The organism is Vicinamibacterales bacterium (assembly GCA_036504215.1).
Taxonomy (GTDB): Bacteria; Acidobacteriota; Vicinamibacteria; order Vicinamibacterales; family Fen-181; genus FEN-299.
Genome location: DASXVO010000054.1, coordinates 14,008 through 34,868, shown reverse-complemented (window position 1 = coordinate 34,868; position 20,861 = coordinate 14,008). Strand labels below are relative to the sequence as shown.

Here is a 20,861-nt window from a genome sequence, read left to right as displayed (position 1 = left end):
CTCCCCTACGACCCGACGGTGAACGCCACGGCCGCCGCGGTCTTCTCCCACGACATCGACAGCGTGCCGCCCTGCGGCGTCATGTCGGTGAAGCCGATGGTGAACTGATCGACGCTCTGCGCGCCGGTCGTCGTCTTCATCGGCACGCGGACGACGTCGAACTTGGGATCGTAGTTCTCCGCTCCCCAGGTCTCGGTCTTGTTGGCGGGGTCGTACTTCCGCTGGAATCCCTGCGTCGAGAGGACGAGCGTCCAGGCGCCCGGTTTCAACTCGACGAACAGGCTGTACTCGCCCGCCGCCACGGTCTTGCCGGCAAGGACGATCGGCACCTCGGTCTTGATGCGCGTCGTCTGGTTCGCGCCCGCACGCCAGACCGGCGCGCCGGCATTCACCTTCTTGCCGTAGTCGGCCGCCGTGCCGAAGATGTCCGCGCGGCCGCGCAGGATCGGCCGGCCGTAGTCCACCACGATCCACTTGCCCTCGCGATACCGCGGCTCGGTGCCGGGCTTCTCGACCACCCACTTGCCGCCGACCTGCGTGGCGGCCGTGCCGCGGGGGCTGGCCGGCATGGGCGCCGGCGCGGGCGCGGGTGCGGCGGCTTGCTGGGCGAGAGCAACCGCCCCCGCGAGGGCGAGCGCCGCCGATGTCGCGAACAGGATCCTCTTCATGAGCACTCCTTCTTCCTGAGCGTGGCGCCAAGGCCGGGCCTCGGCAACCGGGTGGCTGACGTGACGACAGGGTCCATCATAGCGGCCCCGGCCGGCGTCGTGCCAGATCCTGGAGGAATCGACCCGGTCGGAGGCGCCTCCCCGCTCGGGCCGGCCGCCCCGTTCTCAGCCCGCGGACGATGGCCGAAGTGGCATAACCTGCTCTCATCATCTCCCGGCCGTGAGCGGTGCGTGTGCCGCGCCGGGCCGAGTCGGAAACGGACCCCCGGCATCCTCAGGAAGGGAACCACGCGTAGATTCGTCCGAATGTCGCTATCGGGCGTGGGCGTGGGCGTCTTCGTCCTGGCCCCGGGCCTCGCGGCGGCACAGCAGAAGGACGATCCGGCCTGCAAGGGCCACCCGCTCTTCAACCGGATGCCGGGCTACTGGATTCACAGTTGCGCCCAGAAGGAGTTCGACGCCTTTGCCTTCACGGTCGGAAAGGGCAAGACCGAGCGGGTGGAAAGGCGCTTCTGGCGGATCAACTACTATCCGCAGGCGAAGCGTGACTCCACGCCGAGAGAGCTGCAGATCCAGCGCAACTTCGAGGCGGCCGTCACCAAGCTGGGCGGCACGGTGGTGCTCAGCGAGAAGGGCAAGTCCACGCTCCGCCTGACGAGGGACGGGAAGGAATTCTGGATCGAGGTCTCGGCCGAGTTCACCGGCAAGCACGGCGTCGCCGCCGCGCGCGTCAAGGCGTACGGGGTGGGCCCGCTCGCGCCGGTCGCGCCGCCGTCACTTCTTCCCGGCGGTGGTGATCTTGAACGGGAGGTACGCCGGGCAGAAGCCCATCGCACTGGTCACGACGAACACCACGGCGATGAGGCCGAGGATCGCCGCCGCGGTGCCGGAGATCGTGCCCGTGACGTAGAGAATGGCGACGACGATCGCCAGCAGCACTCGGATCACGCGGTCCGCGAGTCCCATGTTCCTGACCATCGAATTGCCTCCCAGTTGGTGAATGCGGTGACGATCCGTGCCCATCACCGCGCCCGGCGGCGTCGCGAGCCGGCGCGGGGAGGGCGCCGATATGAGGATGGTCGAGGGCGGCAGCGCCGCGACCGCGACGACGCGGTCGAGGCGCGCATCGCAGGCATTGTAGCACCGGGCCGCCAAGGCTGGCCGAGCGGCTGGTGCCGGACTACCCCGCTCCTCACACTGAAGGCGCCGAGGGTGCGCGTGAAGGAGCGCGGCCGGGTGATGGTCCAGGTACTCGCGCGGGGCTCCCCTGCTCACGCCCCCGCCGCGTGCGCGGCCGCCGGCCTGATGTTCTGGTTCACCCTGAAGAAGTTCGCCGGGTCGTACTTCGCCTTGATCCGCACCAGGCGGTCGTAGTTCTCGCCATACGACGCGCGCACCCGGTCCTGGTCCTCCTCCATCATGAAGTTCACGTACGCGCCCCCGGCGCCGAACGGATGCGTCGCGTCCCAGTACGCCCTCGCCCACGACACGATCCGATCGCGGTTCGCCGGGCTCGGATCCACGCCGACGATCACCTCCGCCCAGTTCGCGTCGCGGTAGGCGAACGGCGTCGCCGTGCGGCTCACGCGGTGCGCCGCCCCGTCAATCGGATACAGGTGCATCGTCGAGTGCATCGTCGGAAGGTTGGCCCCGTGCTCGACGTGCGCGGCAATCGCCTTGTCGCCGAGTGTCGTGACGAAGTCGGCCTTCCAGTACCACTGGAGCCCCGGCGGATACAGGCCGTCGAACATGCTCTGGACCCTCGGGTACGGCATCTGCCCCAGGAACTCGAACGCCGGCCGCGAGAACGCGCGGACGGGACGCAGCGCGTCCTCCACCTTCGCCGCGGGCCCGGAGTGGCACCAGACGATGGCGCACATCTTCTTCATGTGCAGCTCGGCCGGGAAGGGCGGCGCGGGCGGGACGGTCATCAAGGCGAGGAACCCGTTCAGTTCCTCCGGGGCCTTGACGATGAACTCGCGGTAGAACTGCATCACTTCGGCGGCCTGTTCCATCGGCCAGACCATCGGGCCCGCCGTGACGATCGCGACCTCGTGCAGGCGGAACAGGAACGACGTCACGACGCCGAAGTTGCCGCCCCCGCCGCGGATGGCCCAGTAGAGATCGTCGTTCCTGGCGGCGCTCGCCGTGACGATGCGGCCGTCGGCCAGCACCACGTCGGCCTCGAGCAGGTTGTCGATGGTGAGGCCGCACCGCCTGGTGAGGTGGCCGATGCCGCCGCCGAGCGTGAGGCCCGCCACGCCGGTGGTGGAGATGATCCCGGCCGGAGCGGCCATCCCGAAGGCGTGCGTGGCGTGGTCCACGTCACCCCAGGTGCAGCCGCCGTCCACGCGGACCGTGCGGGCCTCGGGATCGACCCGCACGCCGCGCATCCGTGACAGGTCGATGACGATGCCGCCGTCACACGTGCCAAGGCCGCCGCCGTTGTGCCCGCCGCCCCTGACGGCCACGAGCAGGTCGTGCTCGCGGCCGAAGCGGACGGCTTCTCTGACGTCCGCGACATCCGCGCACCGTGCGACGACCGCGGGATAGCGGTCGATCATGGCGTTGTACACGCGGCGCGCCGCGTCGTATCCCGCCTCGCCGCGGGCGATGACCTCGCCCCGGAGGTGCGATCTGAGGTCGTCGACCTGTGCCTGGTCCAGCATTGTGCCTCCCTCGTCCGGCCGCAGCCGGATCGCGAAGTTCCATCCTGCGTGAAGCGACACGCATCCACGGCCCGGCCCGGCACGCGCGTGCGCGCCGGCGCCAGGCAACCTCTCGTCTTGTCGGGAGAACCCGGATCAGGATAGCGCGGCGTCAAGGGGCGGACAACGGCAAACTCCGCATGAGATGGCCCGTGCCACCGACAGGACCGGGGCTGGCCCTCTTGTCGATCCCGGCGTGCGCCGCCAAGTGGTGACGCCGACGTATACCGAGACCCGGACCGTCAACCTCGACGGCGTGAGTGATCGCGTCGGCGACACCGACGAGCCACCGCGGCACGACGAAGCCGGCTCCGATGACATCGATCTTGTGGGCGCCCAGCTGGCCGCCCGACAGCACCGCGGCAGGTGATCATCGATCGGGCATCGGCTTCAGTTCTGCCCCTCGCCCGTCCACTTTCCCCTTGACGCTAGCTCGACACGGGGCTACGTTCACACCGTACTGTGTAAGTCCGATCGATTCTGCCCCCTCGGCCAATCAACTGCGCATCGTGCGGGTGCTCGGATGTCCATGAGCGCTCTCCCGCCCGGTCGTCCGTCCGCGCTTCGGGGTCACCACCCGTTTCGCTTTCGACATCCCTCCGGCACGCTGCGGGCATCCCTCATTTGTTGCACACGCGGCGTCTCATCCCCAGGTCCATCTCGAGTGACGGAGTTCCCAGCCATGATCCTCAATCCCCTTCGCCACCAGTCGATCCGGGTTCTCGCCGCCGCAGCGATGCTCCTCATGGCCGCCGCCGGCCCATTGGCGGCCGGCCCAGGGGCCAGGGACAACGGATCGATCACCGGCCACGTGACGACCGGCGCGCTGGCGCCGATCGCCAATGTGACGGTGCAGATCATGGACGCGACCGGCAGCCAGGTGGCGAGCCCGGTGACGGACGCGGGCGGCGCCTTCCTCGCCGGCAACCTGGCGCCAGGAACGTACTACGCCCGAACAAGCAACGCTCTCGGCTACGTCGATCAGCTGTATGACGCGATCACCGTCCGCCCGTGGGAATGGAGCCGCGGGGCACCGATCACGGTCACCTCGGCCGGCGTCACGGACATCGTGTTCAGGCTGGCTCCAGGCGGGCAGATCGGCGGCCGGTTCACCGGCGCGACGAGCGGAGTGCCGATCGCGAGCGGCGTCGGGCTCGAGATCTTCGACGCCAGCGGGCAGATGGTCAACGGCAGCGGCGGGGTGGATGTGAACGGGTACTACCTCAGCCCCGCCCTGCCGCCGGGAACCTACTACGTCCGCTCGAACAACCAGCTCGGGTACATCAATCAGCTCTACAACAACGCGCCTTCCTGGGCCAACGTCACCACGGGGCAGCCAGTCGTCGTCTCCGCAGGGGCCACGACGCCGAACATCGACTTCGCCCTGGCCGCCGGCGGCCGCATCAGCGGCCGGTTCACCGACTCGGGCTCGGGGCTGCCGCTGACGAGCAACGTCTGGGTGGATATCATCGACACCAACGGGACATTCCTTGGAAGCAGCAACTGGCCTGACGCGTCGGGCAACTACATCTCATCGTTCGGGTTGCCCCCTGGGACCTACTACGCCCGCAGCAACAGCAACGACACCCACATCAACGAGGTCTACAACAACCTGCCGGCCTGGACGCCGATCACCTCGGGGACGCCCATCGTCGTCGCTGGCACCGCAACGACGACGGGGATCGACTTCGCGCTCGACGCCGGTGGCCGCATCGCGGGCCGCATCACGGACGCCGCCAATGGCAACGGCCTGTCGGTCGGTGTCACGGCATACGACCCGAGCGGGCGCTGGATGGCCGGGATTGGGACGGACCCGGCCGGCTACTACACGCTGTCCGGGCTTCCGGCCGGCAACTACCACGTCATCACGAACAATTCGCTCGGCTACATCAACCAGGCCTACAACAACGTCGTCTGCCTCAACTGCGCGGCGACGACGGGCACGACCGTCGCGGTGACGGTGGGCGCGACGACGGGCGGGATCAACTTCGCGCTGAACGCGGGCGGCCGGATCGCCGGGCGCCTGACCGACGCGGGAACCGGCCTTGCGATCTCCGGCAACGACATCTGGGTCAACGTCCACGACGCGACGGGACGTCACCTCGGCGGCGCAAGCCCCGACGCCTCCGGGAACTACAGCACGTCGTTCGGCTTGCCGTCCGGCACGTACTACGCGGGGACGGACAACCGGCGCCGATACATCAACCAGGTCTACAACGGCCTGTCAGGGCCCCGGAACGTGACGAGCGGCACGCCGATCACGGTCGTGGCAGGGGTTGCGACCAACGGGATCGACTTCGCCCTGGCGGCGGGTGGCGCGATCTCCGGCCGCGCGACCGCGGCCTCTTCTGGCACGCCGCTCTCGGGGCTCGGCGTGAGCTTCTTCGATGCGTCGGGCGCGTACGCGGGCGGCATGTCGACGGACGCCAGCGGCAACTACGTCTCGACCGGGCTGTCGGCGGGCACGTACTACGTCCGGACCGACCCGTTCGGCGCCTACATCCAGACGGCGTACCTGAACCAGATCTGCCTCGGGTGCGCGATCACGACGACGACCCCCGTGATCGTGTCGCAGGGGCAGACCACCGGAGGCATCGACTTCGCACTGGTGGTGGGCGGGCAGATCAGCGGCCGGATGACGAACGCGGCTGATGGCACCGGCGCGCCGGGCGTGAGCGTGGAGATCTGCTCCCCCACGGGGAACTGCTTCGGACGCGTGACCCCGCCCGATTCGACGGGCAACTACATCACGTTCGGCCTGCCGGCGGGCACGTACTTCGTCCGCACGAACGGATCGCACTTCTTCGTCAACAAGCTCTACAACGATCTGCCGTTCGGCACCAACGTCACGAGCGGCACGCCGGTCCCGGTCACGCTCGGCGCGGTGACGGGCGGCATCAACTTCTCGCTGTCGGCGGGAGGGCGCGTTTCCGGCCGGGTGACCGACGCGGGAACGGGCCTGCCAGTGTCGAACGGATCGGTGTCGATCTTCAACACCGCGAACCAGTGGCAGGGCAGTTCCGGGCTGAATGCGAACGGCGAGTACACCTCGCCCACGGTCCCAACCGGCACGTACTACCTCCAGACGGACAACGTCGTGCCCTACATCCGGCAGGTCTACAACAACATCCAGTGCCCGAACTGCAACCCGACGCAGGCGGGGACGGGCGTCGCGGTGATGAACGGCCAGGTCACTCCCAACATCGACTTCGCCCTCGTGCGGGGCGGACAGATCGCGGGGCGCATCGCCGACAACCTGGGGGCGGCCATCCCCGGCGCTTGGGTCACGGTCTTCAACAGCAGCGGCAACGGGCTCGGCTGGAGCACGAACGCTGACGCGACGGGCGCCTACACGGCGTACGGGCTGCCGACCGGGTCGTACTACGTCAGGACGAACACGAACGGCTCGTACGTGGACAAGCTGTACAACAACATCACCTGCCTCAGTTGTTCGGTGACGACGGGGACCCCGGTAGCCGCGACGCAGGGCCTGGCGACGAGCGGCATCGACTTCGCCCTCGATCCGGGCGGGACGATCACCGGCACGGTCAGCTACGCCGCCGGCGGCGCGCCGATTGCCTTCACCAACGTGCGCGTCTTCAACACGACCAACGCCAACGTGAAGACGGTCACGACGAACGCGTCCGGGGTCTACACGGCGACGGGCCTGCCGTCGGGCACGTACTACGTGCGATCGTCGAACCCGCTGGGCCTGGTGGACATCCTCTACAACAACATCCCGTGCACGGGCGGCGCGTGCACCGCGACGACCGGCACCGGGGTCGCGGTGAACGCCCCGCAGACCGTGTCGGGCATCAACCTGGCGCTGCCGGCGGGCGGGTCGATCGGCGGCACGGTGACCGCGGCGGTTGGCGGCGCGCCGATCGCCAGCGCGACCGTGCGCATCTACACCACGTCCAACGCGCAGGTGGCCAGCGTCACCACCAACGCGTCGGGCGTGTACACCGCGGGCGGACTCGCGACCGGCACCTACTACGCGCGCACCGCGAACACGCCGGCGTATGTCGGACAGCTCTACAACAACATCTCGTGCCCCACCGAGAATTGCACGGCGAACACGGGCACGGGCATCGCGGTGACGCAGGGCGTGACGACAGGGGGCATCAACTTCTCCCTGGCGGCGGCGGGCAGCGTGACGGGCACGGTGAGCGCCGCCGCCAACGGCGCGAAGCTGGCCAACGCCATCGTCCGTGCCTTCAACTCGTCCAACGCCCAGATCGGGAATGGAACCACCGACGCCTCCGGCGTGTACACGGTCGTCGGCCTGCCGCCGGGGCAGGTCTACGTGCGGACCCAGAACGGCCTCGGCTACATCGACATGCTCTACAACGGCCTGCCGTGCCCGCTCGGGAATTGCACGACCAACACCGGCACGGCGGTCAACGTGACGGCCGGCGCTCCAACGACGGGGATCGACTTCGCCCTCGCGCTCGGCGGCACCGTGTCCGGCACGATCACCGATGCCGGCACGTCGGCGCCGGTGGCCGGCCTCTCCGTGCGCGTGTTCGACGCCAGCAACAACCAACTGGGCAACACCAATACCAGCCCGTCCGGCGCGTACGCGTTCACGGGCGTGGCGGGAGGCACCTACTACGTCAAGACCGGCACGGCCGCGGGGATGGGATACATCGACCAACTCTACAGCGGCCTGACCTGCCCCGGCGGCACCTGCGCCGCCACGCTGGGCACTCCCGTGAGCGTGACGGTGGGCGCGACATCGACGGTCAATTTCGCGCTGTCGCGCGGCGGGACGATCTCGGGCACGGTCACCGGCAACGCCGCCCCGCTCTCGGGCGTGTCCGTGCAGATCCTCGATGCCAACGGCCAGCCGGTCTGGTCCACCAACACCACGCCGTCCGGCACCTACAGCGTGAGCGGCCTGCCGACAGGCAGCTACTACGCGCAGACAACCTCGGGACCGGCGCAGGGATTCGCCAACCAGATCTACAACGGCCTGACCTGTTATGGCTGCCCGGTGGTGTCCGGGACGCCAATCGTCGTCACGGCCGGACAGACGATGGCCGGCATCGACTTCGCGTTGACGCAGGGCGCCACCATCACTGGCGCGGTCACGGCGGGCGGCAACCCGGTGAACGGCATCGAGATCGACTTGTACTCGACCGGCTCTCGCTTCCTGCTCAGCAGGACGACGGACACGGCGGGCGGGTTCGGCTTCAACGGCCTGCCACCAGGCACGTACTTCGTGCAGACGGCTGCCTCGCCGTCAGGCTACCTCGAACAGACGTACAACGGCGTCAACTGTGGCGGCGTCGGATGCGACACGTCGGCTGGCACGTCCGTAACTGTGGCGGCCGGGCAGACGCTCTCGGGCATCAACTTCTCGCTGTCGCGGGGCGGTGCGATCAGCGGAACGGTCACCAACGGTACGGCGCCCGTTGCGGGCGTGACGGTGACGGCAGTCACGAGGAGCGGGTTCGGGACGTATCCCGGCGTCGTCACCGACGCGCAGGGGATGTACACCATCAACGGCCTGCCCGCCGGCCTGTACGTCGTCAGGGCGACGGGCGTGGCGGCCGACGGCTACGTCACCGAACTCTACAACGGCCTCTCGTGCGCCAGCTGCACCTACCTGTCGGGCACGTCGGTACCCGTGACCCAGGGACAGACGACGCCGGGGATCAACTTCATCCTCGCGCACGGCGTCAGCCTCAGCGGACACGTCACCGACGGGATCAACCCGGTGGCAAACGTGACCGTCACGGTCTACGGCGCGTCCGGTTACACCATCGCCGGCAGCACGACGAACGCGTCCGGCGTGTACTCCGTGGCGGGCCTGACGCCGGGCACCTACTACGCCCGCACGACGAACGCGGCTGGCCCCGGCTTCGTCGAGCAACTATACAGCGGCAAGCCGTGCCCGGGCGGCGCGTGTGTCATTCCGTTGGGCAACGGCATCCAGGTGACGGCCCAGGGTGCGAGCAACGTGGACTTCGCGCTGACACCAGGCGGCCGGATCACGGGTCTGGTGACGACCGGCGGCGTCCCGGCCCGCAACGCGACGGTGCGAGTCTTCAACGCGGCCGGCGTGCAGGTGGCCGCGCCGAAAACGAACGGGTCCGGCTATTACTTCATCAACGGCCTACCAGCCGGCACCTACTTCGCGCGCGCCTCGAACTCCGGCTTCGGCGACATCGTCTACAACGGCGTGGCGTGCCCGGGGGCGTCGTGCAAGGTGACCGACGGGACGCCGATCACCGTAACGGCCGGCGGATCGACCGTGGCCAACTTCAACTTCACGCGCGCCGGCGCGACGATCAGCGGAACGGTCACGGGCGGAGGCTCGCCGCTCTCGGAGGTGACGGTGACGCTGTTCGCGTCGAACGGCGCGACGGTCACGACGGCGTGGACCGGCGGGGCCGGCACGTACAGCTTCGCCGGCCTGCCTGGCGGGACCTACTACCTCACGACGTACAACCAGGCCGGATTCGTCGATCAGATCTTCGGCGGCCCGATCTGCATCATGGGCTACTGCGATCCCACGACGGGCACGGCGGTCGTCGTGTCGGAAGGCGGCTCGAGCACGAACGTGGACTTCCCACTCGTGGCCGGCGCGACGATCACGGGAACCATCAGGAACACCTCGGGCGCTCCGGTTCCGGACGTGCTGCCCTTCGTGATCACCACGCACGGTGACTCCACCGCGTACGGCTGGTCGGACATCTCCGGAGCGTATTCGATCCGCGGGCTGGCGGCGGACACCTACTACGTGGTCACGTCGCGCGCGCCCAATGTGGGATACATGAACCAGCGGTACGACGGCGTCTCGCACCTCTACGGGGACGCTACGGCCGGCACGCCGGTTCCCCTCGCGGCCGGGGTAGTCCGCGGCGGCGTCGACTTCACGCTCGCTGCCGGCGGTACCGTGTCGGGCACCGTCACGGACGCGGCCACGTCTGCGCCACTCGGCGAGGTAATCGTGCGCCTGGCGGACTCGACGGGCAGGCGACTGCTCGTGGCAACCACAGGACCCGATGGCCTGTACGTCCTGAGGGGACTGCCAACCGGGAACTACTACGTCTACACGGACAACATGCTCGGCTACCAGAACCAGGCCTCGAGCGGCGTGGTCTGCCCGTTCTGGCCGTGCCTGGCCAGCGCCTCGACAGTGGCGGTCACGGCGGGCGCGACGACCGGGAACGTCAACTTCGCGCTGCAGCCGGGTTCTCGCGTCGAGGGACGCGTCGTCGACGCCACGAGTCAGGCCGGCGTCGGGGGGATCGAGGTGTTCATCCTCGATCCGAGTGGCGGCGTGGTAGGCAATGCCCGCTCGGACGCCACCGGGCGATACGTGTCGAACCAGGCGGTGACGCCCGGCACGTACTACGCGCGGACCAATCCCATCTCGGGATTCGCGATGCAGCAGTACAGCGGCAAGGCCTGCCCGGGTGGCACGTGCCAGGCCACAAGCGGCGACGCGATCACGGTGCCGTCCGGATCCCGCGCGACGGGCGTGGATTTCTCGCTCGCGCGGTGCGGCACGCTGGCGGTTGGGCCGGCCGCGCTCGGCAACCCCACGCTCGGTGTGCCCTACTCGGCCACCATCGCCGCCAGTGGCGGGGCGCAGCCCTACGGCTTCTCCGCCGCCGAGGTGGACGGTTGGGGACCTGGGACCCCCAATCCCGGATCGGTGACCACCAACGGATTCCGCGTCGCGCGTGGCACGATGCCGCCGGGCCTGAGCCTCGACCCGACGACCGGCGCGCTGACGGGAACCGTCACGCAACTGGGATCCTACTGGTTCGTCGTCGGCGCGGTGGACAGCCAGGGTTGCAGCGCCAGCCGGTTCTACGTCGTGGCGGTCGACACGGCGCCGAACACCATCACGTGGCCGAACCCGTCCTCGATCGCGTACGGCACCCCGATCGGGCCGACGCAGTTGAACGCGACGGCCGGCATCCCGGGAACGTTCACCTACACGCCGGCGTCCGGAACCGTCCTGCCGCCGGGGACCTCGTCGCTGTCCGTCGTGTTCACGCCAACCGACACGGTGAACTACCGGGCGGCGGCCAAGTCGGTGCCGATCGTCGTCACGGCGGGCGCCACGCCGACGATCACGGTCACGTGGCCCAACGGCGGCGAGAACCTGCTCCTGACCAGCAGGGTCGCCATCCGGTGGTCGTCGACCGGCTACGTCGCCAACGTGAGGATCGAGGTGTCGACGAACGGCGGGACGAGCTGGTCGAACATCGTGTCCTCGACGCCGAATACCGGGACGTTCGAGACGTACGTCGGCGGCGCGCCAGGCACACAGTACCTGCTGCGGATCAGCGACGTCTCGAATCCGGCGGTCTTCGACGTGTGCGATGCCGCGTTCACGGTCATCGGAGACACCACCGAGCCGAATGACTCCTCCGCGACGGCTGCCGTGCTGCCGATGGGAACCACCGCCACGCTGCTCTTCGAGAGCGAGACGGCCATCGACTGGTACAAGTTCTACGTTCCGCCGGCCTCCGCGGGGCAGGACCTGCGGGTGAACGTGCGGGTGCTCTCCGATTACCCCACGCCACGGCCGGCCGGCTGGCGCAGCGACATCGACTTCGAGGTGCTGGACGGCAGCCTCAGGCCTCTGACCGTCGCAATAAGTGGCTCGGACAACGAGACGCTCTACCTGCACAATGTGGCATCCGGGTGGTACTACATCAACGTCGGCTACTCGACGACCGACTACGCGGACGGCACCGGAATGGCGCACTATGCCGTGACCCTCGAGACGGGCACCGGGTTCGGCCTGGGGTACGTCAGCGGACGGGTGGCGGACGGAAGCGGGCAGGGCATCGGCGGCGTGTCCGTGCGGATGCAGCCCCTCCCACTGGACTGGAACGTCAGCTTCCCGATCGGGTTGACCAACCCCGACGGAACCTTCTCGATCGCCAGGGCTCCCGGCTCGTACAACCTGTTCTTCACCGGCCGGGACCAGTACAACTCGACCACGTGGACGATCAACGTCGTCGATGAGTACTACCATGACAGGACGCTGGCGGCGGACGCGGACGCTGTGAGCCTGCCCGCTGGCGTCACGCTGAACCTCGGCACGATCACGATGGACGTCGGGGCGATCGTGAGCGGTCGTGTCACGAACCTGTCCGGGGGACCGCTGAACGCTGCGACAATCCAGAGCTACGATCTGGGAGGCAATGCATTCAGCTTCGTGCGCACGGACGCTGCCGGCAACTACACGCTGCAAGGCGTTCCGGTCGGCGGAGCGGTGCTGCGGGCCGCCAAGTCGGTATATGCGACCGAGTTCTACCAGGACAAGCCTTCGGTGGGAACCGCTACCACGCTGCCGACGCAATCCGGCGTGACGCTCAGCGGGATCGATTTCCAATTGGGGAGCGGCGGCACCATCTCGGGCAACGTCCGCGACTTGCGGGGCTTCGGGATCAGCGCGAGCGTCAAGCTGTATTCCGTGCTCGACGGCACCTTCCCTCGGTCTTGGATCACGTCGGCCGCGGGCACCGGAGCCTTCTCCATGACGGGGATCCTCCCTGGCGAGTACGCGCTGTACTTCGGCACGCCAAACACGGCGTACCTGCCGGAGTGGTACTCGGCCAGCGCGACGTTCGCGGCGGCGACGCACTTGCTGGTGACAGCCGGCGGGGCGGTTTCTGGGATCGTGGGGCAGTTGGCCGACGCGGTACCCGTGATCACGCTCGCGCAGGCGGGGACACCGCTGGCCAGTGGCGGGACGCACCCCATTGGGTCGAGAACGGTGAACACGGACACCGACGTCGTGTTCATGATCGGCAACACGGGAGTCGGAGGGCTGATCCTCACCGGACTGCCGCTGAGCACCACCGGGGCCAACGCGGATCAGTTCGCCGTCGTGGCGCAGCCCGTGTCGCCGGTGGCGGAAGCGGGGACGACCACGTTCACCGTGCGGTTCCGGCCGACGTCGGTGGGCGCCAAGTCCGCGCAGATCGCGATAGCAAACAGCGACGCGGACAGGACTCCGTACATCCTCAACCTGACGGGGACGGGCGTCGCGGCACCGAGTTCGGTCACCGTGGCGTCCATCGGGCCGAGCAACGGCAGCACGCTGGGCGGCACGGCGGTGGCGATCGCGGGGACTGGCTTCGTGAACGGAGCGACGGTCACGATCGGGGGCGTGGCGGCGACCAGCGTGACGGTCGTCAACGCCGCGTCGATCACGGCAACGACCGGGCCACACGCCGAAGGGCCGGTGGCCGTCGTCGTGACAAATCCGGACAGCCAGAGCGGTACGCTGCCGAACGGTTTCACCTACACGGCGCCCTCGGCGCGCGTCGTGCGCATCGTCTCGATGACGGGCATGGTGGGAACGACGGTGAACCTGCCGGTCGAGCTCGTATCGCAGGGCGACGAGAATGCCGTCGGGTTCACGCTGACGTTCGATCCGGCGGTGCTCGGCTACCCGTCTCCGAACCCGACGCCAGCGGTGACCCTGGGGACGTGCGCGGCGGGTGCCTCGGTGAACGTCAACGCGACACAAGCCGCCAGTGGCAGGCTGGGGATCGTGTTGGCGCTGTCAGCCGGCCAGACGTTCGCGGCGGGGACGTGCCGGATGCTGACCGTGCCGCTCATCGTAGCGGCCGGAGCGGGCTCGACGGCGACAGCGGTCGGCTTTGGTGATGACCCGGTCGCACGAGAGGTGTCTGGTGCGCTCGCCAACGTGCTGGGCGCGTCGTGGGCCCCTGGCACGGTGACGCCGACTCGCGGGTACGAGGGCGACGTCGCGCCGCGGCCGTCGGGCAGCGGCACGCTGACGGTGACCGACTGGGTCCAGGCGGGCCGTTTCGTGGCCGGACTCGACACGGCGGCGGCGGGGAGCGAGTACCAGCGGGCGGACACCGCGCCGAGGGCGACGTCGGGGGACGGGCGCCTGACAGCCACGGACTGGGTGCAGGCGGGCCGGTACGTGGCCGGGCTCGATCCGCAAACGCCGGCCGGGGGGCCGACGGCGGCAGCGGGCCAGGCGGCGTCTGCCAGACCGACGCCGGAGGCCGCACGTCCGCGTGAAGGGGCGGGCCCGACGGTGATCGCGGTGCCCGCGATGGCCGCGGGGTGGGGACGGTCGGCGGTGGTGCCGGTGATGCTCCAGGCGCAGGGCATCGAGAACGCAGTGGGCTTCAGCGTGACGTTCGACCCCACGCGGCTGACGTTCATCTCTGCGGCCCTCGGGAGCAACGTGGCAACGGCGACGTCGAACGTGAATGCGCTGGCTGCCGGAAGCGGACGGGTGGGAATCGCGCTGGCCCTGTCGTCCGGATTGAGCATGCCGGCGGGGGCGTATCCGCTCGTGCTGCTGACCTTCCAGGCGGCGGCGGGTAGCGGAACGGCGACGACCGCCATCGGCTTCGGCGACGACCCGATCGTCCGGGAGGTGTCCGACACGGTGGCCAACGTCGTAGCCACGACCTACCAGGGGGCCTCGATCACGCTGGGCCCGCTGCCGACGTTCACCGACGACCCGTTGCAGCCCAGGGTCACGCCCGTGAAGACGGGGCACGTCACCGAGCTGCGCCAACAGATCGACGTGCTGCGCGCGCGGTTCGGGCTGAGCACGTTCGTGTGGACGGACGCGACGCTGACCGCCGGCACGACACTCGTGAAAGCGGCACACCTCACCGAGCTCAGAGCGGCGCTGGCGGCGGTGTACACGGCGGCGGGCAGGACGCCACCGACATGGAGCGCGACGACGATCACCGCCCGGACGACGGTGATCACGGCGGCCCAGATCGCGGAGGTGCGGACGGCGTTGCTGGCGATCTGGTGAGGAGCAGGTGCTGACGGTGCTGACCTGGTGGCGGCGAGCCCCCGGGCCCGCGGAGGGACTGGCGCTCGGGGGAAGTCACTCCGGGAGGGGAGTCCTTCCAGCGTGATTCTTCCTGCGTGTCCTCGGTCTTTCGATGCACAAGTACGGCGACGTATGTGTGCCCTCTTGACCTTCTCGAGTTCGTCAGCCAGTTTGTGGTGAGCGATCTTTGTATCGTGGGTGACTTGCGCGCGAAGCCAATGACCATTCGACAGGCCGAAGACGCGGCATGGCCGCGAGTCGGGTGGCCAGCTCGAGCTGGAGGAGCCTGCGGCGAGCCACCCGCGCGATCCCCGCAAACCGTGTGGCCAGCCGTCGCCTGGCGAGGGTTTCCGTGGCGGAATCGCAAAACGAGACGATCACGCCAGGATAGCGACGTGACGCGTGATCAACGTCAAGCGCGGCGACCTGTCGCGAGGACCGGCCACAGTCCGGAGACCCGGCTCCGCTCCGTCCAGGACACACGCCGAGAATCAGTCAGCGCCGTAGGCCGTGAAACGCCAGCGCTTCGTCGAAGAGGGTGAGGATGCTCGTCGCGTAGGTGGTTGCCGTGGCCCAGTTTCCGTTGCCCATCTGATTCCAGGTCGGCGCTTTGCCCTTCGGCGCGATCAGGTCGAAGCGAGGATCGGCGCATGGGTTGGCGAGCGGCGGCGCGCTGCACGCCAGCGCCGTCGGGTCGGCATAGGCACGCAGGTGCTGGATCTGCGCGCGGACGCCGGTGCGCGCGTCAGGGAACGTTGCGGGTTCCGGGTTCGTGTCGGCGGCGCCGATCCCGGCGAAGTTGTTCATCCAGGGCTGAACGGTCCCTCCAAAGCGGAACCATCCGGTCTCAACCACGCTCTGCACGAAGGCAACGTCGCCCGTCACCCCTTCCATCGCCCCCTCTTCGACGAAGAACCGGGCCAGGCTCTCGGCCGGCACGGTGGCAGCGTAGACGCCGGACGGCCGCGGCTGACGCCCATTGAACCACGCCACGATCTGCGCGGCGGCGAGACGGGAGGGCCCCATGATCGGCACGGTCGTCGACGTCGGCGGGGACATCGGCGATGGACCGGTGACGGACCCGCCGCAGGCGCCAGCCGCCACGGCCAGGACGAGAACGATGGTGATCGGCGCCGGGTGTCTCGATCTTGGCGTCAGCACGCTGCGGAGATTCTCGTCGTAAGACGCGCCGCGCGCAAGCGGACGAGACACGCTCTCCCCGCGACGGAGCGACCGTCAATTCCCGCTCGCGTGACGAACCGATACAAAATCTGGCCGCAACCGGCCGCCCATCGGTTCCCCGGTGCAGGATACGGCGGTGGAAGGCACGTTGAACAGCACCCTGCGCAGCAGGCGTCCCACGCCAATTGCGCCAGCCAGCCCGAGCACGAGGCCGATGACGACCGGGCCGAGGCCGCGGGCCAGCACCCAACGCAGGACGTCGCCTCGCGACGCGCCGACCACCAGGCGAAGGGCAATCTCCGGCCGCCGGCGGTTCACCCGGTACGTGTGTGGCCAGCGGTCCCCGTGACCGGCGGGTCGCGGTCCAGCCCGAACGATTCCCGTCCCCGCCGGATGACTCTCTCGGGTCGGCTCCGCCATCGGCGCGAGACTCAGGCCGCGCACGGCCCTGTTGCGACCGGATCAGTGCGACGCCATCTTGCTCAGGTACTTCATCCCGGTGTCGCACATCACGGTCACGATAATCGCGTCAGGTCCCAGCCGTTCGGCCAGTCGCAGCGCGGCGATCACATTGGCGCCGGTGGACGTCCCCGCGAACAGGCCTTCCTCGCGCGCCAGCCGCAGGGCCATGGCCGTGGCCTCCTCGGTGGACACGCACTCGATCCAATCGGCGATGCCCGCCTGCCAGAGCGGCACCACATAGCCCGCGCCGATCCCGTCGATCTTGTGGGCGCCGGCCGGGCCGCCCGACAGCACCGGGGATTCGGCGGGCTCCACGGCGACGAGGCGGATCCGCTCGTTGCGGCGGCGCAGCGCCTCCCCGATCCCGCGCAGCGACGCCGCGGTGCCCACGCTCTGGACGAAGCCGTCGATCCGTCCGCCGGTCTGCGTCCAGATCTCCTTCGCCAGCTCGTGATAGGCCGCCATCTGGTCCCGGTTGTTCATCTGATCGGTCCAGTAGGCGCCGGTCGTGGCCGCAATGACGCCGGCGGCTTCGATCATGTCCCGCGTGAGCTTCTCGGTCATGTGCCCGCTCTCACTGCGCACGATGTGAAGCCTGGCCCCGAGGATCCGCATGTGATCGAGCTTCTCTCGGGAGAAGGCGTCCGAGGTCACGATGTCCAGGGGGTGCCCTTTCACCGCGCACACGAGAGACAGCGATACGCCGGTGCTGCCGCCGGTGTATTCGACGACCGGACCGCCCGGCGCCAGACGCCTGTCGGCCTCGGGCGCTTCAATCATCGCCAGCGCCATCCGGTCCTTCATGCTGCCGGTGGGGTTCTCGCTCTCCAGCTTCAGCAGGATGCGGGCGCCATTGCCGGGCACGATGTGTCGCAGGGCCAGCAGCGAGGTGTTGCCGACGCAATCCAGGATATCCCGCCTCAATTCGTTCATGATGCCTGCCCCCTCTACCTCTTCGCTGCCGAGGGCCCAGAACCGAGCGCCCTCCAGTTGAGAATCGCGTTCCACAGGAGCCGATAGTCCGAGCGGTTCATGTCGCGGTGGATCGGCGTGAAGTTGTAGGCGACCACGCGCCCGCGCCCGAGCGGCAGGTCGAACACCGCCGGATGCCCGTTCAGCGTCTTCTCGCCGCGCATGCCCCCGCTCACGACCATCGCACCGCTGCCTCCCCACCTCGCCACGACGCCTCGGCGATCGACGGGGCCGTCCAGGCACGAGGTGCAGTAGGCCATGTCCAGCCAGCGGCGCGGTGCGTCGTACACGGGCAGGTTGCCGCGGAAGACGGAGGACTCGCTTCGGTAGCCGTAGGCAATCGGGTGATTCGGCTGTTCGAACGTCACCCGGAGTTCGCTGCCCGGCGTGAAGACGTCGGGAGCCGACGCACGGCGCACGCCGGACACGAGACCGCCCTCGAGTGGGAGCATCGAGCCGCTGCCGAGCGTCAGGAGCACACCACCATCAACCACGAAGCGGCGGATGGCCTCGAGACCCACATAGCCGGGCCCGCCGGTGATGTCGTCCGACTCGACGGGCGCGCCGAGGCTCGGCGTCTCGGCGCTGCGCCTGAACGCCATCGGGCCGCTCGTCGCGGGAATGCCGTGAATCTGCGCCGCGAGGTCCAGCTTCACGAACGGGCCGTAGACGACGACGTCCACGCGTTCGCGGAGGCGCCCTGCACGCACGTCCTCGTCGCGCAGGTACGTGTAGGGCACCTTCTCGCGATCGAGCGTGTAGCGGATCCAGCCCATCGCGTCGGTGTCGGCCCAGGGCACCCACAGGCCGATCCTCGGCAGGGCGGCCGCGTGGCGCGGCACGTCCGGCGCCGCCGCCACGGCGACGAAATCGAGCGCCAACTCCCCTGCGACCTCCGCCAGCGCGACGCGAAGCCCGGTCTGCTGCGGCACGATCCATGAGCCCGCCGGGTAGTCCGTGCTGGCGGCGAGGAAGCTCTTCTCCGCGATCTCCACGTCGAACCGCGCGAGGCGGAACCGCGCGGCCAGGAGGGCCTCCTGCCCGGTGTCGCGGAGCAGGAACGCGGCCCCGTCGCCGGCGACCGACCCGCGCGGCGCCACGACGGTCGCCACCGGTTCGGACGGCGCCGACCTGACGCGCTCGTCATCGACGCGCACGGCGGTCACGCCGAAGCCCACCGGAAACGACCACGACACGTCGTCGTAGGGCAGGTTCTCGGCCTCGGCCGGAAAGTGCTGACGCTCGAGCACGTCCACCGCGTAGTTGCGGTAGGGCTGATCCAGCTTCACCACGTAACTGCCGCGAGCGAACCGACCTTCGCTCGTCGTGAGGTCGGCCGTCAGCCGTCCCACCTCGATGTGCTGATCGACCAGCCGATCGACCATGGCGGCCACGGCCAGCCGGTCGTTCTGCTCGGCGGGGATGACATAGGCGCGAGGCAGGTCGGTCGCGCCCTTCTGCCACGAGTTGAAGCCGGTGCGGTAGAAGTTGCGGAGCAGATCGGCGGCGTGGCGGGCGGTCCAGTCGAGAATCGACAGGGCGCCGGTCTCCTGGTAGTTGACGTTGTCACGCATCGACCAGCGGACGGCCGGCGACGCGGGCATCGGCCGGTACCATTCGCGGCTCAATGGACTGTCGCCGATCCAGGCGTCGTCGCCGACCGCGCGGTCCACGGTTTCGGGTGTCGCGTTGCCGAACGTCTCGTACCCTCGTCCGACGGCGTTGTGGTTCATCGCCACCGAGTCGAGGTAGTGCAGGCCGAAGCTCTCGCCGAACTTCCAGGTCCACACGCCCGGCATGCCCATCGCCGTCAGCGACGTCACCTCGTGGAGGCTCATCTCGAGGAACTCGCTGGTGACGATGGGATCGAGGTTCGGGTTGTATGGACCGGTGCCGTTCCAGGTCTGGAGCAGCGCGATTGACTCGTGAAGGTCGTGCACCACGGTCGGGTGGTAGTCGAAGAACATCGTGTGCACGGCGCGCGTCGCCGCGAACGCTTTCTGATGGGCGTCCCGATTGATGTCCACGAAGACGTAGCGATTCCAGTAGGGCGGGGACTGGCGCGGCAGCGTGGCGAACTCGCGCCTGCCTTTCAGGTACGTGTCGAACCACTCGGTCATCTTGTCGTGGCCATCCGGCTCGGCCACCGGGTTGACGAGGACCAGCACCGCCTTCCGGATGTTCTGGATCATCGGATCCTCGGAGACGGCGAGCCGGTAGGCCAGTTCCATCGACATCTCGGCGCTGCCGGTCTCGTCGGCGTGGAGCGCGCAGTTGAAGTAGTAGACCGGCCGCGCACCGGCGATGATCGTCTCCGCTTCGTCCGGGCTCGTGCGCCGGGGATCGGCCAGCCTGGCCGTCGCCTCCTTCAGGCGCGTCAGGCCGCGGATCCCGGCCTCGTCGGCAATGGCCACGAGGAGGATCTCCCGGCCCTCTTCGGTGCGGCCGATCGTCTCGACGCGAACGCGGGGCGACGCCGCGGCGAGCGCGCGCATGTAGGCGTAGATCTTCGCCGTGGGCGTCAGTTCGCCGGCGGCTCCGGCCACGTGCCCGAGAAACCTCGTCGGCGACGGCACGGTGTCGGACGCCGGAACCGAGGCCACCCAGGGCGACAGGAACCTCGTCTCGGTGGTGAACCGGGCGATCGCTTCCGACGCGCCCGCCTCGGGCCGGTCCGCGGTCTTCGGTGCCTGGGCCACGCACACGGCGACGACCGAGGCGGTGATGGCGAACGAAAGGCCCGGAATCCTGGCCACACGCATGGGACGCTCCTCTTCTGACGCGGTCGGTGGTGCGCGCCCATCGTAGCGCAGGTGCACACCTTGGCAGCGCTCGACGTCGCGCAGGCCCCGCAAGGCTCGCTCCACCCGGCGCTGCACCGGCTCGAGAACCGCGGCCTCCTCACCGCGGACTGGAAGCAGTCCGAGACCGGCCGCGAGGCCAGGTTCTATCGCCTGACGGAGGTGGCGCGGAATGACCTGGTGGCAGCGCCTGTGGGGCCGAGCGAGGCTCGAGGCGGAACTCGAGAAGGAGCGGCGCTTCCATCTCGACCAG

9 protein-coding genes are annotated in these 20,861 nt (G+C 69.1%); 3 read left to right on the top strand and 6 right to left on the bottom strand.

The window, feature by feature from the left end; genetic code table 11:
* Positions 1-5: 5 nt before the first annotated feature.
* Entirely contained in the window at positions 6-668 is a 663-nt protein-coding gene (locus VGK32_15025) for a DUF2911 domain-containing protein (protein ID HEY3383082.1), read from the bottom strand.
* Positions 669-974: 306 nt separating this feature from the next.
* On the opposite strand from VGK32_15025, the gene VGK32_15020 reads away from it, so the two are divergent.
* Positions 975-2,042 carry a hypothetical protein gene (locus VGK32_15020; protein HEY3383081.1) on the top strand — a complete coding sequence of 356 codons (1,068 nt, stop codon included), beginning with the start codon at positions 975-977 and terminating at the stop codon, positions 2,040-2,042.
* On the opposite strand, the gene VGK32_15015 is transcribed toward VGK32_15020, so the two are convergent.
* Positions 1,940-3,337 (bottom strand): FAD-binding oxidoreductase, encoded by a 1,398-nt coding sequence (locus tag VGK32_15015; GenBank protein ID HEY3383080.1) that lies wholly within the window; start codon positions 3,335-3,337, stop codon positions 1,940-1,942. The two genes, VGK32_15020 and VGK32_15015, sit on opposite strands and share 103 nt — an antisense overlap.
* A gap of 235 nt (positions 3,338-3,572) precedes the next feature.
* Between VGK32_15015 and VGK32_15010 the strand changes: the two genes are divergently transcribed.
* Positions 3,573-3,746, top strand: coding sequence for a hypothetical protein (locus VGK32_15010; protein HEY3383079.1), 174 nt, complete (start codon positions 3,573-3,575; stop codon positions 3,744-3,746).
* Positions 3,747-4,058: 312 nt separating this feature from the next.
* Positions 4,059-15,170 carry a carboxypeptidase regulatory-like domain-containing protein gene (locus tag VGK32_15005; GenBank protein ID HEY3383078.1) on the top strand — a complete coding sequence of 3,704 codons (11,112 nt, stop codon included), beginning with the start codon at positions 4,059-4,061 and terminating at the stop codon, positions 15,168-15,170.
* 516 nt (positions 15,171-15,686) lie between these two features.
* Here VGK32_15005 and VGK32_15000 read toward each other — a convergent pair.
* The 4 genes from VGK32_15000 to VGK32_14985 all read right to left on the bottom strand — a co-directional run bounded on the left by VGK32_15000 (position 15,687) and on the right by VGK32_14985 (position 20,569).
* Positions 15,687-16,403 (bottom strand): glucosaminidase domain-containing protein, encoded by a 717-nt coding sequence (locus tag VGK32_15000; GenBank protein ID HEY3383077.1) that lies wholly within the window; start codon positions 16,401-16,403, stop codon positions 15,687-15,689.
* A 24-nt stretch (positions 16,404-16,427) separates the two neighbouring features.
* Positions 16,428-16,691, bottom strand: a complete 264-nt coding sequence (locus tag VGK32_14995) for an FtsX-like permease family protein (GenBank protein HEY3383076.1) — start codon at positions 16,689-16,691, stop codon at positions 16,428-16,430.
* A gap of 144 nt (positions 16,692-16,835) precedes the next feature.
* Positions 16,836-17,768 carry a cysteine synthase family protein gene (locus VGK32_14990; protein ID HEY3383075.1) on the bottom strand — a complete coding sequence of 311 codons (933 nt, stop codon included), beginning with the start codon at positions 17,766-17,768 and terminating at the stop codon, positions 16,836-16,838.
* A 14-nt stretch (positions 17,769-17,782) separates the two neighbouring features.
* Positions 17,783-20,569, bottom strand: coding sequence for a M14 family zinc carboxypeptidase (locus VGK32_14985; GenBank protein ID HEY3383074.1), 2,787 nt, complete (start codon positions 20,567-20,569; stop codon positions 17,783-17,785).
* Between the last annotated feature and the right edge of the window lie 292 nt (positions 20,570-20,861).

Excerpts from the sequence above, each read along its gene's own strand:
- VGK32_15020 (HEY3383081.1), top strand. The coding sequence starts at position 975 with ATGTCGCTATCGGGCGTGGGCGTGGGCGTCTTCGTCCTGGCCCCGGGC.
- VGK32_15025 (HEY3383082.1), bottom strand. The coding sequence starts at position 668 with ATGAAGAGGATCCTGTTCGCGACATCGGCGGCGCTCGCCCTCGCGGGG.
- VGK32_14990 (HEY3383075.1), bottom strand. The coding sequence starts at position 17,768 with ATGAACGAATTGAGGCGGGATATCCTGGATTGCGTCGGCAACACCTCG.
- VGK32_15015 (HEY3383080.1), bottom strand. The coding sequence starts at position 3,337 with ATGCTGGACCAGGCACAGGTCGACGACCTCAGATCGCACCTCCGGGGC.
- VGK32_14985 (HEY3383074.1), bottom strand. The coding sequence starts at position 20,569 with ATGCGTGTGGCCAGGATTCCGGGCCTTTCGTTCGCCATCACCGCCTCG.
- VGK32_15005 (HEY3383078.1), top strand. The coding sequence starts at position 4,059 with ATGATCCTCAATCCCCTTCGCCACCAGTCGATCCGGGTTCTCGCCGCC.